Below are 20615 nucleotides of genomic sequence, written 5' to 3'. Positions count from 1 at the left end.
CGTCAGGTCGCCGGCGAGCCGTCTAGGGCAAGATGATCGTCATGTCGACTCCCACTCGAAGCGATCGCCGGCGGCAGTTGACGGTCGCCGTCAGCGCTGTGATCGCGATCGTCGGCTCGTTCGTCGGGTCGGGCGTGCTCTTCGGCACTCCCATCGCCGATACCGCAGGTGGCGCGCTCGCCGCCGACGCCACACTGATCGCTCCTGGCACGGGTGCCTTCCAGATCTGGGGTCTGATCTACCTCGGCCTCGTCGCCTACGCGGTCTGGCAGTTCTTGCCCGCGCAGGCGACCGCGGAGAGGCACCGCCGACTCGGCTACCCGATCGCGTGGTCGCTCGTGCTGAACGCGGCCTGGATCCTGAGCATCCAGTTCGATCAGCTGTGGCTGAGTGTGCCCGTCATCGCGGCACTGCTCGTCTCGCTCGTCATCTCCTTCCGCATCACCGCGACGACGAAGTCCGCGAGTGTTGTCGACGCGGTCGTCACCGACGGAACAGTCGGGCTCTACCTCGGCTGGGTGTCGGTGGCGACGGCGGCCAACGTCACCGCTCTCCTCGTTGCACAAGGCTTCGAGGGTTTCGGCATCTCGCCCGATCTGTGGGCGGTCGTCATCGTCGCGGTCGCCGGCCTGGTGGGCCTCGCCGTGGCCACCCTCGGCCGCGGGCGCATCGCCCCGGCCCTGTCGCTCGGGTGGGGGCTCGCGTGGATCGCCCAGGCGCGGGTGTCCGGCTCGCCCGAGTCGACACCCACCGCGGTGGCCGCGATCGTCGCTGTCGTCGTCATCGTGGGCGCGACCGTCGTCGTCCGGCTGCGATCGGCGCGAGGAGCGGCGAGCACGACGCGAGCGTAGCGACAAGGATCCACGGAACGCCTTCAAGGGTTACCGTTGAGGCGTGAACACCATCGGATCAGCGAAGCCCAGCGGGCGTCGGGAGGTCGTCGGCGGCATTTTCGCCGGCGGCAGGTAGCCCCGACCCTCCCTTCTCCGGTGTTCCCACCGCCGGCTTCCGATTTCTTGCGCCCTCGCGCGCCTTCTTCTGACTGGTGATCACCCGTGCTTCCTCTGACCGAAAAAACCATCCGCTCCTCGTTCTCGAACGCCTCCCGCAAAGAGGTCTCCGACCTGACGCTGCCGCCCTCGTTCGGCGAAATCGAGTGGGATGCCCTCGACTTCCTGGGCTGGCGCGACCCCAAGATGCCGCGCCGGGCCTACGCCGTGATCCCCTCCGCAGGCGGCGGAGTCACCGCGATCTCGTTCTCCGACGACGGAGTCACCGCGATCCGGTCCGGCGGCGACGGAGTCACCGCGATCCTCCTGCGGCAGGGCGACGTGGCGCCGACCGCTCGTGCCCAGTGCGCCTGGTTCCAGGACGTCACGCTGCCGAGCCCGGTCGTGTTCTACAGCGCCAAGCGCTCCGGTGCTTCGGGCCGCAACGGCAACACGCTCGGCACCCTCGTCTGCGCCGACTTCGAGTGCTCCACCAATGCCCGGCGCCGTCCACCCGAGGCGTACCTCGGCTTCGACGCCGACGCCGCCCGCGACGAGCAGGTCGTTCGGCTGCGGTCGCGGGTGGCTGCGTTCGCTGCGTCGATGTAGGTGCGCTCTGCTGTACGGAAATCATTGCTATATGTGCCATTTGTGCAATGATTTCCGTACAGGAGGTCTCCATGGTTCAACGCTCGTCGCTTCGGCGGCAAAGGCAATTGCGCGAGTTCGGCGAGAACGTCCGACGGTGGCGGTCGCTCAACGGGCTCTCTGCCGCTGAGCTCGCCGATCGCGCGTCCGTCTCTCGCGAGACGCTCAAGTTGATCGAAACGGGCACGGGTGGTCGCATCGATTCCTTATTCGCCGTGCTGGGCGCTCTGGGCATTGCGGACACCGCCGTATCGGGTATCGATCCGTACAAGAGCGATGCTGCTCGGGCGCGCATCGACGACCTGCTTCGACACGGTGGCACGCTGTGATCGATCAGAACGACGTCGAGGTCTGGACGACGTCCGCAGGCGGAGACCAGCGAGTCGGTACCCTCCGCCCGTCGTTCACGGGTGGCAGAACTCTCGCGTCGTCGTCCTTCGAGTACGACGCGGCGTTCCTCGTCGACGGCTGGCAGATCTCACCGGATCTGCCGCTGCGGCCCGGGCGTACCTACACGGCAGAGAACAGTATCTTGCCGGGATCCTTTGAAGACGCGGCCCCCGACGACTGGGGCCAAAGGCTCATTCGGGCTGATGCAGCGCGTCGTCGGAGGGCTGAGCCCTCTCTGCCCACTCGATTCGGCGACTTCGACTACCTCCTGGGAGTTGCCGATCACACTCGCATGGGTGCACTGCGGTTTCGATCGAGTCTCGACGGGCCGTGGCTGTCGAGTGATGAGGGGGTTGCCAACCTCTACGACCTCCAGCGCATCATCGACGCGGCTCAGCGTTACGAGCAGGAGGAAGCCACCGACGAAGACATCGCCTACCTCGGTGACGTCGCCACGTCTCCCGGAGGTGCGCGACCGAAAGCCAACGTCGTCACTGCCGAGGGGCGCCTGGCGATCGCAAAGCTGCCGCATTCCAAGGACGGCCGCTTCGACGTGGAGCGGTGGGAAGCGATCACCCTTGAGATAGCCAGAGAAGCAGGTCTTAGGACGCCGACGTGGCGGATCGAGGCACCACAGCATGGTCGATCCGTCTTGATCACCGAGCGATTCGATCGAGATGATGAGGGGTTCCGACTCGGATACATGTCAGGCCGGACGGCCCTCGGGCTTGGCACGCACGACGACGGATCGCGGATGACCTACGAGGATTTTGCTGACACGATCGATGCGTGGAGCATCGCCAAAACGGAGGATCTCCACGAGATGTTCGGCAGAATTGCGCTGTCAGTGCTGGTGAACAACGTCGACGACCATTGGAGAAACCACGGGTTTCTGCACACGCGAGAAGGCTGGCGTCTGGCCCCGATGTTCGATGTGAACCCGAGTCGCCAACGGGGAGTCATTGATTCGCGAGCGATAAGCGCTTCGGATGACCCGTCCGATCGCCAGCTAGTGCACCTCCTGGCGATCGCCGATGCGTTTCGTCTGCGGCCCCCCGCAGCGAGGGCGATCCTGCGCCGGGTGGCTAAGTCGGTATCGGGGTGGGACGCCACGGCCGCACGGTTCGGAGTGGGCTCCGCCGAGCGTGAAGCGCTCGGTGTCGCCTTCGATGGCGCGCAACTCTCCTGGGCGTTGGCGCTTTCGTCGGGAGAGTGACCAGATAGGCCCAGGGTGGTTGCGACTGTTCCGCGGCGCCCTCTTGGGCGGCACCGGTCGTTGGCTGACGAGTGAATCTGCACTAGCTTCGTATCTCAATGCTGGGGGGAATACATGCCGAGAGAATTCTGGGGCGATTTGCCGACCTGGGTCACGACTGTGGCCGTCCTCTTCGCCGCCGTTCAATACTTTGGAGAACGAGCTCGGCGGCGGGAAGAAGCGGAACGCGAGGCGAGGGCACAGGCCACGCAGTTCACCGTCTGGGCTGTCTCCACTCCCGAAAAGCCTCGGCGGTATGGAGTCCGTGTGTTGAACACGTCGGGTTCGACTTTCCACGATGTGCACATCAAGGCGACGATGCACAAGAAGAAAGCCCGTCGACCGATCGATATGACGATCGTGCCTCCCGGCGATTTTTTCGTGGAGTTTGCTGGCAATGAAGAGGAATACACCTGGCATTTTCCCTGTGACGTCGGCGAAATAGCGGGGACCCTTCGCCCGTATATGAAGACCGACGACTATCGCGTCCACGAGGTCCGCTTCCGCGATAACGTCGGTGTGGAGTGGAGCACCGACGACCGTGCCGTGCTCACTAGCGCTCGCTCGTCTGGCGACCGGGGCACCGAACCACGGCCAGTGCAGGAAGGCTGACGCGGTCTACCAGGCGTCGGAGAGCATCGCTAACCGTTTCACGCATCGCGCACCGAATAAACGGTGAGTGATGCGTGAAACGGTGAGTGACGCGCAGCACAGTGAACGACACCCGCGGCCTAGGCTGAGCCGGTGAGCACCCGACCCGCACCCGACGCCGAAGCGCGCGCCGAGAGCCTGAAGGAGCGCATCTACGTCACCTTCACGAGCCTCGCCGTGGTGCTCACGCTCCAATCGCACGCCTCCGAGACCACTCCGGGTCAGGCGGCGATCACGCTGCTCATTGCTGTTGTCGGCACCCTGCTCGCCGTCTTCGTGGCCGATCTGCTGAGCCACCTGACCGTGCATGCGAAGCTGCCGACCGCGCCGGAGCTCCGGCACATGATCGCGGTGAGCATCGGCTCGATCGGCGTCGTCGTGCTGCCGATGGTGTTTCTGCTGCTCGCGCAGCTCGACGTGTGGTCGATCGAGGCTGCGATCCAGGCGGCGGTCGTGGTGCTCATCGCGACGCTGGCCTTCGTGGGATTCCTCGCCGTCCGCCGGATCACCCTGCCGTTCTGGCAGAAGGCCGTCGTGCTGCTCGCCGAAGTCGTGCTCGGCCTCGCGGTGATCGGGCTCGAACTGCTCGCGCACGGCTGACGGCGGCCCCTCCGCCTGGGCGAGGCCCGTGCAAGGCCCCGCGAGAGGTCGGCGGGTGTTATGAGGAGTCGGCGGGTGCTCCAGCACCCGCCGACACCTAACTACACCCGCCGACTCCGAGCGGAGCCGAGCGGAGCCCAGCGAGCGCGGGGCCGAGCGGAGCGGGCACCGCAGAGCGCGAGCGACGCCGGCCTCAGCGGCGGTGGGCCGGATCCTGCCGTTCGACCTCGGCGATGATCCCGGGCAGCACCCGGCGCATGTAGGGGCCCCAGAGCAGCGACACGATGCCGCGAAGCACGAGCCCGGCGCGCGGCCTCGCGAAGAACGTGTAGGTCCAGTCGATTCGAGTGCCGCCGGGCACCTCGCTGTACTCCCACTCGGCGCGGGCGCCCGACACGAGCACCCCGAAGAGCTTCTGGAAGTCGCTGAGCTCGTACACGAACTTGCCGGGGCGATCGACGAGAACGGTGTGCTCGACCACGCTTCCGCCGTCGGACAGCATCAGCTGGCGGGTCTGGCCCGGGGCATCCCACCCGCCGGTCTGATCGCGCACTTCGACGACGGCGGGCAGCAGGCCGGAGCGGGGGTAGAAGCCGACGGGGGTGAGGGGCGTGCTGGCGTCCCACGTGGCCTCGAGACCCGAGCGGGCCACACCGTGGGCGGAGGCGGTCGACGACGACGTTGTGCTCATTACAGGGGTTCGGAGCCGACACGCGACCCGGGTTGGCCCGCACTCATGGTGGGATCAGGCAGGTCGGGCACACTCGTGGCATGGCTCATCACCTCGTCCGACCCAAGCGCGGCACCGTCATCGCGGGTGTCTGCGCGGCCATCGCCGACCGCTTCCACTGGAGCCGCTTCGTCGTGCGGCTGTTGTTCGTCGTGTCGATCATCCTGCCCGGGCCGCAGTTCCTGCTCTACCTGGCGCTCTGGATCCTGATCCCCAAGCAGAAGTAGGCGTGCCCCACGGCCGAGCGGCGGCGCTGATCGCGGGTCTGATCGTGCTCGGCGTGGCCGGTTCGACGGTGCTTCAGGATCCAGGCCCGTCGCGAGCGGGGTCACCGCCCGTGGCCGCCGCCGCGCCCTCCACCTCCTTGGGCACGGCGTTGCCCGACCAGACCGTCCCGGGCCTCGACGTCAGCGCCTACCAGCACGGCGTCAGCTTCAGAAAGGCCTATGCCCGGGGCGCACGGTTCGTCTACATCAAGGCGACCGAGGGCGACACCTACACGAGTGCGCGTCTCGCCAACCAGTACACGACCGCGAAGGCAGCCGGTCTCATCCGCGGGGCCTATCACTTCGCGAAACCGAACACCTCGACCGCGGTGAAGCAGGCCGAATACTTCGTGGCCTCGCTCGCCGAGCTCGGCGGAGGCCGCATCGACGGCGGCTGGACGCTGCCACCGCTTCTCGACCTCGAGTTCAACCCTTACGCCGCGTCGGACGGCACGAACTCCTGCTGGGGCCTCACGCCGAAGCAGATGCAGCGGTGGGTGTCGGCCTATCTCGACACCGTGACCGGGCTCTCCGGGCGCGTGCCGGCCATCTACACGAACGCGAACTGGTGGAAGACCTGCACCGGAGGGTCGACCGACTTCACGTCGTACCCGCTGTTCCTGGCCCGGTACGTCGACGACGTCAGCGGCGGGTCGATCGACCTCCCGAACGGCTGGCCGGGCTGGACCATCTGGCAGTACACGAGCACGGGGTCGCGCTACAAGGGCATCACGAACCGCACCAAGGGCGACGTCGCGGCGTCCGACGAAAACCTCTTCGCGGGGTCGTTCGACGACCTCGTGGCGCTCGCCGAATCGCGGTTCGAAGCGCTCCCAGAACCACAGACCGATCGGATCACCCCCGCATCTGGGGACTAGCCTCGGGGGTGACGCACGGGTGATAGTCAACAGTCACCTGTGTCAGCGCCTCACCCGCAAGCCGATCGGAACCACCGTGCCCTCTCTGCCGCATTCGCTTGCCCTCCCGTTCTTCCGCGGGCGCTTCGCCGGCCTTGGCGCTCGGCTGACGCTGCCTCGCCCGGACGACGCCCCCTGGGCCCACGCTCCGGGAATCGATCCCGACCGCATTCTGATCTTCGGCAACGGCGAGGCCGTGGGCTGGGGCGTACGGAGTCACGACCTGGCGCTGCCGGGCCATCTCGCCCGGAGCGTCAGCCTGCGAACCGGGCGTGGCACCGACGTCGACGTTCTGGCCGACCCGACGATGACCATCGCCTCCGCGGCGGCCGCGCTGCCTCTGGGCCGTCTCGGCGCGTACGACGCGATCGTCGTGGTGCTCGGGCTGAGCGATGCCCTGCGCATGACGTCGGTCGCGCGTTACCGCGAGTCGCTGGCGGCCGTGCTCGCCCGGGCGATTGCGCACCGCCATGACGGTGCCGAGATCGTCGTGCTCGAGATCGATCGACCCTCGACGCTGAGCCTCTTCGACATCACACCGGGCAGCATCCTCGACGAGCACGCCGATCGACTCAACGCGGAGGCCGCCGACCTCTGCGACGAGTTGCCGGGAGTACGTTTCGTCGCCCTTCCCCACGGGCAGGTTTCGGACGCACATGCCGCACCCACGAAGTCGTCGGACGTCTATCGCGCCGTGGCCGACATGCTTGCGGCGCGCCTCCGGGCACCCCTCGACGAGCAGTTCGCGGCGGGGCGAGAGATCTGCCCGCTCCGGGATTCGCCCCAGACGGAGTCCGAACGGCTCGGCGTCATCTACGACCTCGGGATCCTCGACTCGCAGCGCGAGCGACGGTTCGACGACATCGTCGAGCGGGCGCGGATCCTTCTGGCTGCCACCGGCGCGGCGTTTTCGATCGTGGGGCCCGACCGCGTGTGGAACAAGGCGATCGCCGGTGCCTACGCCAGCGAGATTCCGCTGCGCGGAGCGATGTGCGCCGAGACCATCAAGGGGTCAGGGCCGTTCATCGTGCCCGACCTCTGGGCCGACGACCGGTTCGTCACGCACCCCGCCGCGCGCTTCTACGCCGGCTATCCGATCGAGGGGCCCGGCGGAATCCGGATCGGTGCGCTCTGCGTGATCGACTCGCGGCCGCGTCCGGCCGACAGTGTCGACCTCGTGCTGCTTCGCGAACTCGCTCTCGCGGTGCAGCGCGAAGTCGCCCTCGGGACTGTGCCCGCCGTCACCGCCTGAGCGGGACGACGGGCGCAAGGCGCCAAGGGCAGCGCCGGATTACGGCGTGGGCATACCGCCGTTGACGTGCAGCGTCTCGCCGATAACGTAGCTCGACTCGCCCGACGCCAAGAAGACGTAGGCGGGAGCGAGCTCGGCCGGCTGACCCCAGCGACCGAGCGGCGTCTCGTCGCCCACCTCGGGCAGGGCATCGGCGGGCTGGCCGCCGGCGGGCTGCAGCGGAGTCCAGATCGGGCCGGGAGCGACCGCGTTGACCCGGATGCCCTTGGGGGCGAGCTGCTGCGAGAGCGCCTTCGAGAAGGTGTTGATCGCGGCCTTCGTCGACGCGTAGTCGACCAGGAACTCGGCCGGGCTGTACGCCTGGATCGAGGTCGTGTTGATGATGCTCGAGCCGGGCGTGAGGTGGGGGAGCGCCGCCTTCGTGATCCAGAACATGGCGTAGACGTTGGTCTTGAACGTGTCGTCGAAGTTCTTGGTCGTGAGCTCGAGGAGGTCTTCGACGTGCTGCTGCTTGCCCGCGTTGTTCACGAGGATGTCCAGGCCGCCGAGACCGTCGACCGCCGTCTTCACGAGCTGCTCGCAGAAGGCTTCGTCTTTGATGTCACCGGGGATGGCGACAGCCTTACGCCCGGCCTTCTCGATGAGGGCGACGATGTTGTCGGCGTCCTCCTGCTCTTCGGGGAGGTAGCTGATCGCGACGTCCGCGCCCTCGCGGGCGTACGCGATGGCGACGGCCGCGCCGATGCCGGAGTCGCCGCCGGTGATGAGCGCCTTGCGCCCCTCGAGCCGGCCGCTGCCGCGGTAGGTCTCTTCGCCGTGGTCGGCGGGGATCGCGAGATCTTCGTCTTTGCCGGCGCCCTCGAGATACTGCTCGGGCGGGGTCATCTCGTACTTCTTGCTGGGATCTTCGAATGCGTACTGATCGGGAGCCATGGAGTGCCTTTCGCTGTCGCGGGAGATACCGGAGCACGGGTATCCGGGCCCGACGGTAGTCCGGTGAGCGAAGCGGGGTACAGGGGGTTCGGCCGTGCCGGTCGCGCGCTCCTTCGCGCTCGTGCCTGGCCGTGCGCGACGCTCGTAGGCTGACCGCATGGAGTCGACCAGCGCAGCCCAGTTCGACGCGAGCGCGGCGTTCGGTGTGCCAGGCCTCGAACAGGTGCGCGACGAGGTCTGGGCTCTCGGCCAGCCGATGCCGGGCGAGCATCTGCCGGCGTCGCTCCTCTATCTCCTCCGTGACTCGTCGGGCGGATTCCACGTGATCGACCCCGGCACCGACGGCGACGACAACTGGGGCCGCCTCGTCGACGCGCTGGCCTCGCTCGACGCCCGACCCGACGCGATCCGTTCCGTCACCGTCACGCACCTGCACGCCGATCACCTCGGAATGGCGACGAGGATCCAGCACGCCTCCGGCGCCACGCTTGCCCTGCACCATGCCGAGGCGGCGGCCCTGCAGACCCTGGCCGAGCACCCGCCGACCCGCGAGGGCACCGCTCAGCAGGCGCGCGAGTGGGGAGTCCCCGCCGAGCGCTCAGCCGAGCTCGTTGCGGTCGCCGACGCCATGCCGCCCGTGATCGTCCCCGCGATCGACCTGCTGCTCTCCGACGGCGACCGCCTCGATGTGCCCGGCTTCGCGCTCGACGTCGTGCACACACCCGGTCACACGCCCGGTCACCTCTGTCTGCGCGACACCGGCCGAGGCCTCCTGTTCAGCGGCGATCACCTGCTGCCGACCGTGTTCAGCGGCCTCGGTCTCGGTGGAGCGTCCACGACCAACGCGCTCGCCGACTACCTGCAGGGGCTGGAGCGCATCTCGCGACCGGGTGATGTCGAGGTGCTGCCGGGGCACGGCTTCCGGTTCACGGGGGTGGCCGAGCGGGCGGCGGAGACGGCAGAGCATCACCTCCGGCGGACGGCGGAGGTGCGGGCTGCGGTGGCCGCGGATCCTTCGCTTTCGATCTGGGAGATCGCCTCGAAGCTCACCTGGACTGCGGGTTTCGACAATCTCACCGGGTTTCAGTTGTGGTCGGCGCTATCGCAGACCGCGCTGCACCGTGAATACGTCGGCGGGCGACGGTAGTTGCCTGTTGTCGGGCCTAAACTCGGCGGAATGGACCTCTTTACACCCGCCGTCTTCGGCGACCTCCGACTCGACAACCGAGTCACTATGGCGCCTCTTACGCGCCTCCGCTCCAGCGAGAGCGGCGTACCCGGCGACCTCGTCGTCGAGTACTACGCGCAGCGCGCCTCGTTCGGCATGATCGTCAGCGAGGGCGTCTGGCCCGTGCAAGAGGGCAAGGCCTACCCGGGCCAGCCCGGCATCGAGACCGACGAGCAGGTCGAGGCCTGGCAGGTCGTCACCAGCGCCGTCCACGCCCGCGGCGGCACCATCGTGCTGCAGCTGATGCACGGCGGCCGCGTCTCGCACACCGACATCACCGGCACCGACCGCATCGTCGCCCCGTCGGCGATCGCGATCGAGGGCGAGACCCACACCGCCGAGGGCAAGGTCGCTTTCCCCGTGCCGCACGCCCTGACGATCGACGAGCTCGCCGACGTCAAGGAGCAGCTGGTGGTCGGAGCCCGCAACGCGATCCGCGCCGGTTTCGACGGCGTCGAGATCCACTCGGCCAACGGCTACCTGCTGCACGAGTTCCTGGCACCCGGCGGAAACGAGCGCGACGACCAGTACGGCGGCAGCCCGGAGAACCGCGCCCGCTTCGTCATCGAGGTCGTCAAGGCCGTCCGCGAGGCGATCGGTGCCGGCCGCACCGGCATCCGCATCTCGCCGGCGCACAACATCCAGGGCATCGCCGAGACCGATCCCGCCGACGTGCACGAGACCTACGGCATCCTGATCGACGCTCTCGCACCGCTCGACCTCGCCTACGTGAGCATTCTGCAGGCCGACCTCGAGGGGGCGCTCGTCACCGACCTGCACGAGCGGTTCGGCGGCGCGTTCGTCGTCAACTCCGGCTTCGGGCAGGTCACCACCCGCGCCGAAGCCACCGAGCTCATCGAGTCGGCCCACGCCGACGCCATCGCCATCGGCCGCCTCGCGATCGCGAACCCCGACCTGGTCGAGCGCTGGCAGGCCGAGGCCGACGAGAACGAGCCGAACCCCGGCACGTTCTATGGCGCGGGCGCCGAGGGCTACACGGACTACCCGAGCCTGCAGGTGCGAGCCGACGCGTAGAGCGTCGCCCGCGTCACGAGGTGCTCGGGCGTGACCTCGCTCGAGTCGGCCGACATCGCACGCCGCGGCGCTGTGATGTCGGCCGATTCGCGTCAGGTCGCCGGCTGGGCCATAGCGAGAGTCTCGCCCGCCCGCTCGAGCCAGCGCGTCGGATCCTGAAGCGCACTCGCCGTCTCGCCCGCCAGTTCGCTGAGCGACACGGTTGCGGCGAATCGCGTCGTATCGGCGGTGATCGACCCTGCGACGAGCAGCGCGGGCACGTCGGCCCGTTCTGCGAGGTCGAGCACGACCGACGGAGCCTTGCCCGCGGCCGACTGGTCGTCGAAACGGCCCTCGCCCGTGATGACGACGTCGGTCTCCCCGATCGCTCCGGGCAGGTCGAGCAGGTCGGCGACGAAGCCGGCGCCGCTTCGGATCGTTGCTCCCCAGGCGAGGAGCCCGAACCCGGTGCCACCGGCCGCACCGGCACCCGGCGCGGTCGCTGACCCCGGGTCGCCCGGCAAAAGCTCGGCATAGTGGGTGAGCCAGCGGTCGAGGAGCGCGACGTCGTCGGCGGTCGCTCCCTTCTGCGGACCGAAGACCGCGGCGGCCCCGGTCGGCCCGGTCAGCGGGTTCGTCACGTCCGACAGCACGACCGCTCCTCCCGCGGGCAGTGGCGGGAGCCCGTCGAGATCGACCGAGGCGAGGTCGGCGAGGCCTCGGGCCCCACTGGCGATCGGTGTGCCGTCGGTTTTCGAGAACCGTGCACCCAGGGCGGTCAGGGCGCCGGCGCCGCCGTCGGTCGAACACGAGGATCCGACGGCGAGCAGCACACGGACGGCCCCCGCCCCAAGGGCACTCGCGACCGCCTGCCCAAATCCCGTCGTGGTCGCGTCGAGCGGCCGGAGCCCACCCTCCGGCACCAGTGTGATGCCGCTGGTCGAGGCGAGCTCGACGACCGCGGTGCCGTCGGGCAGCGTGAGGAACGATGCTTCATGGATATCGCCGAGAGGTCCAGCCACCCGGATCGGATGCCGGACCGCACCGGAAACGCCGGCCTCGAAGGCGTCGAGCGTGCCTTCGCCCCCGTCGGCCATGGGGCGCACGACGATGTCGTCGGCCGGTCGCACCCGCTGCCAGCCACGGCCGAGGGCGGCGCACGCCTCGGCGGCGGTGGCCGAGCCCTTGAACGAGTCGCAGGCGATGACGATCCTCATGGGTTGACCCTACGGTCGGGAGGGGTGCGGTGTCCCGGCGCCCGGGTGTCTCGGTGGCCTGGCCCGGTGGCCGTGCCCTGGTGTGTCGGTGGCCTGCTCGCGTCGGCTCGCGGGAGGCGGCCTCGTCGTGGAGGTGTTTTGCGCGGCGTCAAATTTGACGCTGATCACAATGGAGCGATGTAGGTGAGCACCTGTCATTTTCCGGGGCGGCTGTTTTGATCCGCGTCAAATTTGATCGGGCGCAAAACGCCTCTGACTAGGGTCCTCTCCCGGCCCGGACGAGGCGCGTCCCGGACGCTGGTGCCGGTCCGCTCGTCGCCCCGCCCTGCCCCAGCCTCGCCGTCCCGCCTCCCCCAACGCATATCCCGAAAACGCCATCTCGAGCCCAGCGCCGTAGACCGCTCGGTCGCGGTCTAGCATGAGCACGCACGGGTCAGGCCGTGTGAAGACTGCCAATGAGAAAAGACGGCGGTGACATCGTGAGTGATGACGATGGCGTCACGAACAACGAGCAGGGGCACGGCGACCGACCAACGCCCCCGGCTCTTCCCAAGCCGCGCCAGGAGCGTGCGCAGGCGACTCAGAGCGCCATCATCCAGGCGGCGGCGACCGTCTTCGCCGAGCGCGGGTACGCCCGGACGACCCTTGACGTGGTGGCCGTCGAGGCGGGCGTGACCAAGGGTGCTCTCTACTTCCACTTCTCGTCGAAGCGTGACCTCGCAAATGCCCTGATCGCCGAAGAGACGCGGCTGACCGCGCTTCGGGCGCAAGAAACCCTCGATGCGGATTACTCCGTGATCGAGACCATGATCCGGCTCCACCGCAACCTCGCCGCGCAGATCGTCGACGATGCCGTCGTCGCGGCCGGCGTCAAGCTGACGACGGAGGAGCTCGTCGCCCAGCTCGACATCAGCGCGCCCTACGACCTGTGGACCGACCTGACCGTCGACCTCCTCCGGCGCGGCGTTGAGAACGGCGAACTCCGGGCCGGCCTCGACCCGGAGAAGCTCTCGCGATTCGTCGTCGGAGCCTTCGTCGGGGTCAATCTGGTCTCGAATTCACTCGGGCACGGGCCCGATCTGTTCGTGAGGGTCCGCGAGATGTGGGAGGTCCTGATCTCGGGGATCGCGGCGCCCGAGTATATGGAGGCGTCGCAGCTGCTGCCGGCGCTGATCCGGCCGTAGCGGGGTTGTGTGGCGCAGCGGGTCTGAGGTGGGGTCGGCGTGCCGGATCCTGCGGTCCCTCCGAATTTGGCGGTCCCTTCGAATTTGAAGGAAAAACGCGAGGTGCTCGACGAAGTGATGCGGATCGGCGGGCCCCCGGGTGCGGTTTCTCCTTCGAATTCGGCGGCCGCCACACCGCAGTGCCGCCACACCGCAGTGACACCACACCGCAGTGACACGGCGACGCCAATAGGGTCGACGCATGGAGTTCACCGCGCTTCCCACCCTCGTCGGCGACCGGGTCCGGCTCGAGCCGCTGGCCGAGAGCCACGCCGCCGATCTCGCCGAGGCCGTCGCCGTCGGAGACCTCTGGCGCACCTGGTACGCCACACACATCGCGGCGCCCGACGACATGGCGGACGACATCCGAGCGCGGCTCGCACTGCACCGGGCCGGAACGCAGGTGCCGTGGGCGGTGATCGACACCCGCAGCGGTCGCGCCGTCGGCATCACCACGCTGCTCAACCTGGAGCCGGAACACCGCCGGCTAGAAATCGGCTCTACCTGGCTCGGCCGTGAGGCGCAGCGCACCGGCATCAACACCGAGGCGAAACTGCTGCTGCTCGGGCACGCGTTCGAGAGCCTCGGCTGCATCGCCGTCGAATTCCGCGTGCACTGGCACAACCAGCAGTCGCGGGCCGCGGTGGCACGCCTCGGCGCCAAGCAAGACGGAGTGCTGCGCAATCACCGGGTGTGGCCGGACGGGACGATCCGCGACACCGTCGTCTTCTCGATCATCGACGGCGAATGGCCGACCGTGCGGCAATCGCTGACTCAGCGTCTCGCCGGGCACGCCTGATGGCCTCGTATCGAGTGACCCTCACCGTCGGACGTCTGGCGCCCGGGGTCGCTCCCGACGCCGTTCTGCCCCGCGCAGCCGAGGCGGCGGCGGCCGAGGTCACCGTCGAGGCGCGCGATGTCGCGGTCGTGCGGGGCGAGGCCCGGCTGGTGGTCCGCTTCACGGCGGATACCGACCGCCAAGCCGCTCGCGTGGCCGACCTCGTCGCGACGGCGACGACGGCGCTCGCCGAGGTGCAGCGGGTGGCGCTGACACGGCGCGACGGCGGCACCTGGACGCGGCTGCCGTACGCGTAGCTCGCAGCTCGCAGCTCGTAGCTCTTGCAAATTCGAAGGAGAAACCGCCGCCGCTCGACGAAGACAAGCGGATCGTCGGGCCCCCGGCCAGGGTTTTTCCTTCAAATTCGGTGCAGGCGGCAGGCGCCAGGCCAGACCGACCCGCTCAGTCGTAGGTGCGCAGCAGCCGCCAGCGCGAGTTGTACGGTTCGCGGCTCACGTCGAAGACCATGGTCTGCCCGCTCTCGGCGGTGGCCTGGAACCGCCATGATTCGCGCGGCTCGGGCGGGTGCGTGAAGGCGGGGTCGAATGCCGCCTCGGTCTGCCAGCCGGGATACGTGGGATTCAGCCGCGTCGGGGTATCGCTCACCCGAAATCGCTCGGCCTTCCACACGATCCGCTGCGGGATGCCCTCCTCGGACACCCACACAGACACCTCCTCGTCGACCCGGGTCATGACGTCCACCTCGCCCCTCTCATTCGAACGTACGTTCGATTACCGGGACTCTACGTCGTCGAGCGACGACTCGCCAACCGGATTTCGAGGACGAGGATCCGCCAGCCCGTCGCTACCCTCTAGCGACGGGGTCGGCCGTCGCGATCTGCCACAGCGCGACGCCGTGCAGGCCGGCCGACTTCGCGGCATTCGCGCGCACCGTGAGCGACCTCGCGTCAGACCACCAGAGCACGGTGCCGTCGGCGAGTTTGGCCGTCCATTCCCCCTGGGCGGAGACCCAGTTGGCGCGGCTTCCGGCCTGATCGCGGGCCTCGGCGGGCGAGATCACGCCACCCTTGCCAGTGGTCGGCCAGGTCGAGCCGTAGCCCGCCACCGCGAGATCGACCGACTTCGCCGGAACGAGAGTGAGGAGCGCCGCCAGCGCCTGCTGTGCCCAGGGGAGCCCGCCGACCGGCCCGGCTTCGCTGAACGAGCTGCCGTGCTCGCCGTAGGCGAGCAGCACGAAGCGGTCGATCGACGCCGTGAGCTTCGCCAGGTCGTAGCCGGCGGCGAGGTAGCCGCTCGCCGATGTCTGCGCGGTCAGCGCCATCGAGATCGTGGCCTTCGCCGGAAGCGTCTCGCGGAGTTCGCTCGCGAACGAGACGAGGTCCTCGGAGTTCGACGCCGCGAGGCTCTCGAAGTCGAGCTGCACGCCGTCGTAGCCGCCGTGCTCCACTTCTCCGGCGAGGCCGGCGATGACGAACTGCCGGTTCGACTCGCTCGAGAGCATCTTGGTCGCGATCGCCTGGCTGTAGACGCCCTTGCTCACGTCGATGTTGTCGACGACGAGCTCGGCCTTCTTCTTTGCGGAGTGCGCCTTCGCGAGCAGGGCGAGCGCGTCGCTCGACGATGCCGCCACTCCGCCGCCCTCCGATGTGAGGCTCACGCCCGAGATGGCGACCGTGTCGAGGGCACCGGAGTCGCTCGCGAGAGCTTTCAGGGCGGAATCGCCGGCGACGGCGTAGCCCTCGAATGCCACCCCGGTCGGGATCTCCGCCGTGTTCGCCGGGCCGCCCGCGCTCGAGCAGCCGGCGAGGGCGAGGAGCGCCGCCACTCCCGCCGAGGCGATCAGGAGTCGGAGCGGCGATCGTGAGGTCATGGGTCGAGGGTAGTGGGATGCCCAGTGGTCGACCTGCGTAATCGGCCGCTGCTGCACGAGACGAAAACGTGCCCCCAGTTCGGGTGACAGAGGCACTTCGAACACGAGGCCGGGGGAGGGGTGGGTGCGGCTGAAAAGGGGTCAGAAGCGCCAGTTCGAGAGGCGTGGGCGGTGGATCCTCGGTGCGGTCGTCTCGTGGGTCGAGGGGTACAGGGTTCGTGCGTGTCCGCACAATGGAGGACTATCGATGGAGACGTGGCGCAGCTCGGGGTACAGGCGTGTCCTCCTCGTCGAGGACTCCGGTTCGCCATCACCCCCTCCATCGGGTGACAAAAAGACGCCCGGACGGGGTCTCGCAGGGGTGCCGTTCGCGTGCGGACCCCCCAAGCGGGGGGTTCGCGCAGGCGAGCGTTCGAAGCTAGCTTGTGCGGTACCCGACGGCGCATCGAGGTCTTACCCAGGCCGAGAAGCGTCTGCACCACTCCCGAACGCACCGCCTACCCGAATGGGCTCCCCGACATGACGTTCCGCACTGCCCCGCGCCCATCGAACCCGACGATCTCGATCATCGTTCCCGCTCGCAACGAGGCCGCGAACCTCGAGGTGATCCTGCCTCAGCTCCCCGACGCGTACGAGGTCATCCTGGTCGACGGCGACTCGGTGGACGGCACCGTCGAGACCGCCCTCCGCGTCCTCCCCGGGATCAAGGTCGTCCACCAGACCCGCACGGGCAAGGGCAATGCTCTCGCCTGCGGCTTCGAGGCCGCGACCGGCGACATCATCGTCGTGTTCGACGCCGACGGGTCGTCCGACCCCGCAGACATCCCCGCCCTGGTCGACACGCTCGTCAAGGGCGCCGACGTCGCCAAGGGCTCGCGCTTTCGCAGGGGTGGCGGCTCCGCCGACCTGAACCTCTTCCGCTCCGGTCGGGATCTCGGCCTGAACCTGATCTGCAACGTGCTGCTCGGCACCCGCTACTCCGACCTCTGCTACGGCTACAACGCGTTCTGGAGCGATGTGCTCCCCGCCCTCGAGCTGGTCGACTCGGCGGTCGAGGCTCCCTCCGACGGCGCGATGCTCTGGGGCGACGGCTTCGAGATCGACACGATCCTCACCTGCCGTTTCGCGGCCGCGAAGCTGCGCGTCGTCGAGGTGCCGTCGTTCGAGAAGCACCGCGTCCACAGCGAGTCGAATCTCGACGCCATCGGCGACGGCATCCGCGTGCTGAAGACGATCTTCGACGAGAGGCGCCGCGAGAACGCCGCTCTCGCTCACGTCCGTCGCGAGCCGATCGTCGTGGCCGCCCCGATCGTCGCCCCCTTCCGCGTCGAGGTCGAACAGCGATTCGCCCGGCGCTGACCCGTCGCTGACCCGCCTGCCCCGACCGTCGGGCCCCGCAATTTTGCGAGCGAAACCGATCTCGAGTCACTCCCGTCACGCGTGACTTCGGGCCCTGTCTTCCGATCGCTCGCAAATTAGCGAAGGCGGGGGGCTCGAGCAGGGCGGGGGAGCGGCGATCCCTGGCTCGGCACCCCGCACGGGCGGAGAATCGACGCATGGACATGGACCGCGCCCAGCTCGCCGACTTCCTGCGCCGCCGCCGCGAGGCGCTCAGCCCGGCCGACGTCGGGCTCGGCGCCGGAGCCCGCCGCCGCACGCCGGGCCTCCGCCGCGAAGAGGTCGCAATGCTCGCCGGTATGAGCGTCGACTACGTCAGCCGCCTCGAGCAGCAGCGCGCCACCCAGCCGTCCGAGCAGATCCTCGGGGCGATCACGCGGGCGCTCCGGCTGACGGTGGACGAGCGGGATCACCTGCACCGCCTCGCCGGCCACAACCCGCCGCAGCGGCAGGCGCTGAGCGAGCATGTGCACCCGACGCTCCTTCGGATCCTGGACCGGCTCCACGACACCCCCGCCCAGGTGATCGATGACCTCGGAACGACCCTCGCGCAGAATCCCGCGGCGCAGGCGCTCCTCGGCGACGACTTCCGCTACGAGGGGCTCGACCGCAGCCAGGTGCACCGCTGGTTCACGCACCCCGAGGGCCGCGACGTCTACCCGGCCGAAGACCACGACCACCAGAGTCGGGTGCAGGTGGCCGATTTGCGTGTCTCGGTGACACGACGGGGAGCCAAGGATCCGCGCGCCCACGCGATCGTCGACAGCCTCCTCGAGCGGAGCCCCGAGTTCCGGCTCCTGTGGCAGAAACACGACGTGGCCGAGCGGCGCGGCGAAGAGAAGCGCATCGTCCACCCGGAGCTCGGGGTGATTGCGGTCGACTGCCAGATCCTGACACCGAACGACGACTCGCAACGACTTCTCGTCTTCACCGCCGTGCCGGGGAGCGAGTCGGCCGAGAAGCTCGATCTGCTCGCCGTCGTCGGACGGCAGTCGTTCGCCGGCGGGGCCGCTTAGATGTCTGAGGGTTCATTCTCTGGTCGCTGCAAGGATCCTCGACCTAGGCTGGGCGACGAACGACCCCGTTGTCGACCTGACGACGACGCCACGCTGCGTCACTACTGCAGCTGCGTCACTACTGCAAAGGAACCCTCGTGACCGACTCGACCGGAAATGCACTGCCGCAGCCCGGCTGGTATCCGAACCCGTCCGGTGATCCCGGCTACCGCTGGTGGGACGGCCGCGCCTGGACGGAGCACGTTCGTGGCCCCGAACCTCAGGCTCCGCTGCACCAGCACGACGCGCCGCCGCAGCAGGCCGCTCGGCCCGAACCGCAGGCGGAGGCCGCTTCGGTAGCCGCACCCAGCTCGGCCGTCGAGCCCGAACCTCAGGCGCCCGCCGCTCGAGACGACCGCGATCGGCCCGCCTATGGCGAGCGGATCCCCGGGTACCAGACGCCCGGGTCGGCGCCCGAGCAGAGCCCGGCCGGTTCGCAGGGGCAGTACGGTCAGCAGCAGCCGTACGGTCAGCAGGGCCAGGGCCAGCAGGGTCAGTATGGCCAGCAGGGCCAGCAGCAGCCGTATGGACAGCAGGGTCAGCAGGGCCAGGCGCCCGCACAGTACGGACAGCAGCCCTACGGCCAGCAAAACCAGTACGGCCAGAACCAGTACGCCCCGAACCAGTACGGTCAGCAGCAGAACGGCCAGCAGCCCTACGGGCAGCAGAACCAGTACGGCCAGAACCAGTACGGTCAGCAGCAGTATGGCTACGGCCAGCAGATCCCGAAGGCGTCGAAAGACGCCAAGGTCACCAACATCTTCATCTGGGTCATCGTCGGCCTGCCGATCATCTCGCTCATCATCAGCCTCCTGTCGTTCGCGAGCCTGCAGCCGGTCCTCGAAGACGCCATCCGCCAGATCGAGGCGAACCCGAACTCGGCGCAGGGCTTCGGAACGACGACTGCCAGCTCCGGGCTCACCTCGATCCTCGGGCTCCTCATCGCGGCCGCCACGGTGGTGCTCGCCTACTTCGACTGGAAGGCCCTGCAGCGCCAGGGTGTCGTCAGGCCGTTCCACTGGGCCTGGTCGTTCTTCGCACTCTTCACGCCGCTGGTGTACATCATCGGCCGTTCGGTCGTCGTGCACCGTCGCTCGGGCCGTGGCCTGCTGCCGCTGTGGATCAGCATCGCGATCGTCGTCATCAACATCATCGCCTTCACGGCCCTGATCGTCGGCGTCTTCTCGGCGATCGGATCGTCGCTCTAGCGCCTTTCGAGCGCGACACCACAAATCGGGCCGGACACCGTCGAAGGATGGAGTTCGGCCCGATTTGCGGTGTCAGGGCCCTCGACCTGGGAGACGCCTCCGGCCCCGCACGGCCGGGCGGGGTACCGTGCACGGCATGGACCACTTGACCGAACGCGAGGCAGCCACGCTGGCGCTGGCGCTCGTCGCGGTGGCCACGGCCTCCCTCGACGGTGGCGACGATGCTCAGCAGTCCAGCGAACGCGGGCTGATCGAGCTCGTGAACACGCTGAGCGACGAGCCGCTCTCGGCACGTCAAGCCGAGGTCGTGAGCGCCCTGGCAGTGGCGAGTGCCGCGATGACGACCGGCCTGAGCGGTGCGGTCGCCGAGCAACGCCGCTGCGATGCACACGACGTGTTGCAGGTCGCGGCGCGCGCCGTGCTCGAGCATGCCCACGACGGAAACGGGCGCTCGGCCTAGAGTCGATCTCGACCGCTGGCGGCGTCGTCTGGCGGGTGGTGGGATCCTGGTGTTCGGTCTCTCACGAAGTTCAGTGGTACCTGCGTGCCGACCGATAGTTCGAAGGATCAGTCTTGAGGCTGATGCACCTTCTCGGCGGGTGCTGTGGACTAGTCACACGGAACGACTGACGGAGCGGGGGCTCGGTTATGAAGCAGGGGCAGATGAACGCGTATGGCGAGCTCGCCAGCGATCTCTGGCGAGCGGCCGATGAGCGTCGCTTCCTCGACATGCCGGGCCGTGACGAATTCTTCGGCGAGCTGGGTGATCGGATCGCCCGTCGGGTCGACGAGTTGCGACCGCTCTTCGCCGGTGACGCCCCCGTGAACGAGCCGGCCCGTCGCCGCGACCTGCGCCTGCGCAAGGCGCAGAAGCAAGCCGAAGAGCTCGCCTACCAAGAGCTCCTCTTCTCGCAGTCGGTCGTGCCTGTCGACGAGCTCGTCGACGCGTAGCAAAGACCTGGAATGATCGAG

The 20615-nt window shown here is 68.5% G+C and carries 24 protein-coding genes; 19 read left to right on the top strand and 5 right to left on the bottom strand.

Features of this window, described 5'->3' with window-relative positions; genetic code table 11:
- The first annotated feature begins 41 nt into the window (after nt 1–41).
- From EDF39_RS01135 to EDF39_RS01110, 6 genes are all read left to right on the top strand, one after another.
- On the top strand, nt 42–851 hold the full coding sequence (locus EDF39_RS01135) for a tryptophan-rich sensory protein (protein ID WP_123939769.1): 810 nt from the start codon (nt 42–44) through the stop codon (nt 849–851).
- 204 nt (nt 852–1055) lie between these two features.
- Nucleotides 1056–1598: an FBP domain-containing protein gene (locus tag EDF39_RS01130; protein WP_123939767.1), complete on the top strand. Its 543-nt coding sequence runs from the start codon at nt 1056–1058 to the stop codon at nt 1596–1598.
- A 71-nt stretch (nt 1599–1669) separates the two neighbouring features.
- On the top strand, nt 1670–1966 hold the full coding sequence (locus EDF39_RS01125) for a helix-turn-helix domain-containing protein (protein WP_158613111.1): 297 nt from the start codon (nt 1670–1672) through the stop codon (nt 1964–1966).
- A complete protein-coding gene (locus tag EDF39_RS01120) occupies nt 1963–3243 on the top strand; it encodes a type II toxin-antitoxin system HipA family toxin (RefSeq protein ID WP_123939763.1) in 1281 nt (426 codons plus the stop codon). Before EDF39_RS01125 ends, EDF39_RS01120 begins: the two co-directional genes overlap by 4 nt.
- A 114-nt stretch (nt 3244–3357) precedes the next feature.
- Nucleotides 3358–3894: a hypothetical protein gene (locus EDF39_RS01115; protein ID WP_123939761.1), complete on the top strand. Its 537-nt coding sequence runs from the start codon at nt 3358–3360 to the stop codon at nt 3892–3894.
- Nucleotides 3895–4026: 132 nt separating this feature from the next.
- Nucleotides 4027–4533, top strand: coding sequence for a hypothetical protein (locus EDF39_RS01110; protein ID WP_233572921.1), 507 nt, complete (start codon nt 4027–4029; stop codon nt 4531–4533).
- Nucleotides 4534–4726: 193 nt separating this feature from the next.
- Here the strand turns inward: EDF39_RS01110 and EDF39_RS01105 are convergent, their stop codons facing one another.
- The gene (locus tag EDF39_RS01105) at nt 4727–5224 is read right to left on the bottom strand and encodes an SRPBCC family protein (protein ID WP_123939759.1); all 498 of its coding nucleotides are present in this window, start codon (nt 5222–5224) and stop codon (nt 4727–4729) included.
- An 80-nt stretch (nt 5225–5304) separates the two neighbouring features.
- Here EDF39_RS01105 and EDF39_RS17400 point away from each other — a divergent pair, with 80 nt between their 5' ends.
- The 3 genes from EDF39_RS17400 (at nt 5305) to EDF39_RS01095 (ending at nt 7698) form a co-directional block, all read left to right on the top strand.
- Complete coding sequence (locus EDF39_RS17400; protein WP_055964692.1) at nt 5305–5490, top strand: PspC domain-containing protein; 186 nt, start codon at nt 5305–5307, stop codon at nt 5488–5490.
- A 2-nt stretch (nt 5491–5492) separates the two neighbouring features.
- Nucleotides 5493–6407, top strand: a complete 915-nt coding sequence (locus EDF39_RS01100; RefSeq protein WP_158613110.1) for a GH25 family lysozyme — start codon at nt 5493–5495, stop codon at nt 6405–6407.
- A 76-nt stretch (nt 6408–6483) separates the two neighbouring features.
- Nucleotides 6484–7698 carry a GAF domain-containing protein gene (locus EDF39_RS01095; RefSeq protein WP_123939755.1) on the top strand — a complete coding sequence of 405 codons (1215 nt, stop codon included), beginning with the start codon at nt 6484–6486 and terminating at the stop codon, nt 7696–7698.
- 39 nt (nt 7699–7737) lie between these two features.
- Here the strand turns inward: EDF39_RS01095 and EDF39_RS01090 are convergent, their stop codons facing one another.
- Nucleotides 7738–8631 carry a glucose 1-dehydrogenase gene (locus tag EDF39_RS01090; RefSeq protein ID WP_055964699.1) on the bottom strand — a complete coding sequence of 298 codons (894 nt, stop codon included), beginning with the start codon at nt 8629–8631 and terminating at the stop codon, nt 7738–7740.
- A 157-nt stretch (nt 8632–8788) separates the two neighbouring features.
- On the opposite strand from EDF39_RS01090, the gene EDF39_RS01085 reads away from it, so the two are divergent.
- Together EDF39_RS01085 and EDF39_RS01080 are read left to right on the top strand one after the other, a co-directional pair.
- Complete coding sequence (locus EDF39_RS01085; RefSeq protein WP_233572920.1) at nt 8789–9778, top strand: MBL fold metallo-hydrolase; 990 nt, start codon at nt 8789–8791, stop codon at nt 9776–9778.
- A 30-nt stretch (nt 9779–9808) separates the two neighbouring features.
- A complete protein-coding gene (locus EDF39_RS01080) occupies nt 9809–10894 on the top strand; it encodes an alkene reductase (protein ID WP_123939753.1) in 1086 nt (361 codons plus the stop codon).
- A 92-nt stretch (nt 10895–10986) separates the two neighbouring features.
- Here EDF39_RS01080 and EDF39_RS01075 read toward each other — a convergent pair whose 3' ends face one another.
- The gene (locus EDF39_RS01075) at nt 10987–12090 is read right to left on the bottom strand and encodes a glycerate kinase (RefSeq protein ID WP_123939751.1); all 1104 of its coding nucleotides are present in this window, start codon (nt 12088–12090) and stop codon (nt 10987–10989) included.
- A gap of 479 nt (nt 12091–12569) precedes the next feature.
- Between EDF39_RS01075 and EDF39_RS01070 the strand changes: the two genes are divergently transcribed.
- The 3 genes from EDF39_RS01070 to EDF39_RS01060 all read left to right on the top strand — a co-directional run bounded on the left by EDF39_RS01070 (nt 12570) and on the right by EDF39_RS01060 (nt 14408).
- On the top strand, nt 12570–13274 hold the full coding sequence (locus tag EDF39_RS01070; RefSeq protein WP_158613109.1) for a ScbR family autoregulator-binding transcription factor: 705 nt from the start codon (nt 12570–12572) through the stop codon (nt 13272–13274).
- 241 nt (nt 13275–13515) lie between these two features.
- A complete protein-coding gene (locus EDF39_RS01065; RefSeq protein WP_123939747.1) occupies nt 13516–14112 on the top strand; it encodes a GNAT family N-acetyltransferase in 597 nt (198 codons plus the stop codon).
- Nucleotides 14112–14408, top strand: a complete 297-nt coding sequence (locus EDF39_RS01060) for a hypothetical protein (RefSeq protein WP_123939745.1) — start codon at nt 14112–14114, stop codon at nt 14406–14408. Before EDF39_RS01065 ends, EDF39_RS01060 begins: the two co-directional genes overlap by 1 nt.
- Nucleotides 14409–14553: 145 nt before the next feature.
- On the opposite strand, the gene EDF39_RS01055 is transcribed toward EDF39_RS01060, so the two are convergent.
- Both EDF39_RS01055 and EDF39_RS01050 read right to left on the bottom strand, forming a co-directional pair.
- Nucleotides 14554–14844, bottom strand: coding sequence for a hypothetical protein (locus EDF39_RS01055; protein ID WP_123939743.1), 291 nt, complete (start codon nt 14842–14844; stop codon nt 14554–14556).
- A gap of 112 nt (nt 14845–14956) precedes the next feature.
- Nucleotides 14957–15982 carry a glycosyl hydrolase family 18 protein gene (locus EDF39_RS01050; protein WP_123939742.1) on the bottom strand — a complete coding sequence of 342 codons (1026 nt, stop codon included), beginning with the start codon at nt 15980–15982 and terminating at the stop codon, nt 14957–14959.
- A gap of 519 nt (nt 15983–16501) precedes the next feature.
- Between EDF39_RS01050 and EDF39_RS01045 the strand changes: the two genes are divergently transcribed.
- The 5 genes from EDF39_RS01045 (at nt 16502) to EDF39_RS01025 (ending at nt 20594) form a co-directional block, all read left to right on the top strand.
- Nucleotides 16502–17341, top strand: a complete 840-nt coding sequence (locus EDF39_RS01045; RefSeq protein ID WP_123939740.1) for a glycosyltransferase family 2 protein — start codon at nt 16502–16504, stop codon at nt 17339–17341.
- 203 nt (nt 17342–17544) lie between these two features.
- The gene (locus EDF39_RS01040) at nt 17545–18396 is read left to right on the top strand and encodes a helix-turn-helix transcriptional regulator (protein WP_055965427.1); all 852 of its coding nucleotides are present in this window, start codon (nt 17545–17547) and stop codon (nt 18394–18396) included.
- 137 nt (nt 18397–18533) lie between these two features.
- The gene (locus tag EDF39_RS01035) at nt 18534–19643 is read left to right on the top strand and encodes a DUF2510 domain-containing protein (protein ID WP_123939738.1); all 1110 of its coding nucleotides are present in this window, start codon (nt 18534–18536) and stop codon (nt 19641–19643) included.
- Nucleotides 19644–19779: 136 nt separating this feature from the next.
- Nucleotides 19780–20103, top strand: coding sequence for a hypothetical protein (locus EDF39_RS01030; RefSeq protein ID WP_123939736.1), 324 nt, complete (start codon nt 19780–19782; stop codon nt 20101–20103).
- A gap of 188 nt (nt 20104–20291) precedes the next feature.
- Nucleotides 20292–20594: a hypothetical protein gene (locus tag EDF39_RS01025; RefSeq protein WP_055964728.1), complete on the top strand. Its 303-nt coding sequence runs from the start codon at nt 20292–20294 to the stop codon at nt 20592–20594.
- Nucleotides 20595–20615 lie beyond the last annotated feature (21 nt).

Source organism: Frondihabitans sp. PhB161, assembly GCF_003814635.1.
Classification (GTDB): domain Bacteria; phylum Actinomycetota; class Actinomycetes; order Actinomycetales; family Microbacteriaceae; genus Frondihabitans.
This window is presented reverse-complemented; position numbering and strand designations above follow the sequence as displayed.

Coding starts and splice junctions, on each gene's coding strand:
- EDF39_RS01135 (WP_123939769.1), top strand. CDS start 42: ATGTCGACTCCCACTCGAAGCGATCGCCGGCGGCAGTTGACGGTCGCC.
- EDF39_RS01125 (WP_158613111.1), top strand. CDS start 1,670: ATGGTTCAACGCTCGTCGCTTCGGCGGCAAAGGCAATTGCGCGAGTTC.
- EDF39_RS01115 (WP_123939761.1), top strand. CDS start 3,358: ATGCCGAGAGAATTCTGGGGCGATTTGCCGACCTGGGTCACGACTGTG.
- EDF39_RS01105 (WP_123939759.1), bottom strand. CDS start 5,224: ATGAGCACAACGTCGTCGTCGACCGCCTCCGCCCACGGTGTGGCCCGC.
- EDF39_RS17400 (WP_055964692.1), top strand. CDS start 5,305: ATGGCTCATCACCTCGTCCGACCCAAGCGCGGCACCGTCATCGCGGGT.
- EDF39_RS01090 (WP_055964699.1), bottom strand. CDS start 8,631: ATGGCTCCCGATCAGTACGCATTCGAAGATCCCAGCAAGAAGTACGAG.
- EDF39_RS01085 (WP_233572920.1), top strand. CDS start 8,789: ATGGAGTCGACCAGCGCAGCCCAGTTCGACGCGAGCGCGGCGTTCGGT.
- EDF39_RS01080 (WP_123939753.1), top strand. CDS start 9,809: ATGGACCTCTTTACACCCGCCGTCTTCGGCGACCTCCGACTCGACAAC.
- EDF39_RS01075 (WP_123939751.1), bottom strand. CDS start 12,090: ATGAGGATCGTCATCGCCTGCGACTCGTTCAAGGGCTCGGCCACCGCC.
- EDF39_RS01065 (WP_123939747.1), top strand. CDS start 13,516: ATGGAGTTCACCGCGCTTCCCACCCTCGTCGGCGACCGGGTCCGGCTC.
- EDF39_RS01060 (WP_123939745.1), top strand. CDS start 14,112: ATGGCCTCGTATCGAGTGACCCTCACCGTCGGACGTCTGGCGCCCGGG.
- EDF39_RS01055 (WP_123939743.1), bottom strand. CDS start 14,844: ATGACCCGGGTCGACGAGGAGGTGTCTGTGTGGGTGTCCGAGGAGGGC.
- EDF39_RS01050 (WP_123939742.1), bottom strand. CDS start 15,982: ATGACCTCACGATCGCCGCTCCGACTCCTGATCGCCTCGGCGGGAGTG.
- EDF39_RS01045 (WP_123939740.1), top strand. CDS start 16,502: ATGACGTTCCGCACTGCCCCGCGCCCATCGAACCCGACGATCTCGATC.
- EDF39_RS01040 (WP_055965427.1), top strand. CDS start 17,545: ATGGACCGCGCCCAGCTCGCCGACTTCCTGCGCCGCCGCCGCGAGGCG.
- EDF39_RS01030 (WP_123939736.1), top strand. CDS start 19,780: ATGGACCACTTGACCGAACGCGAGGCAGCCACGCTGGCGCTGGCGCTC.
- EDF39_RS01025 (WP_055964728.1), top strand. CDS start 20,292: ATGAAGCAGGGGCAGATGAACGCGTATGGCGAGCTCGCCAGCGATCTC.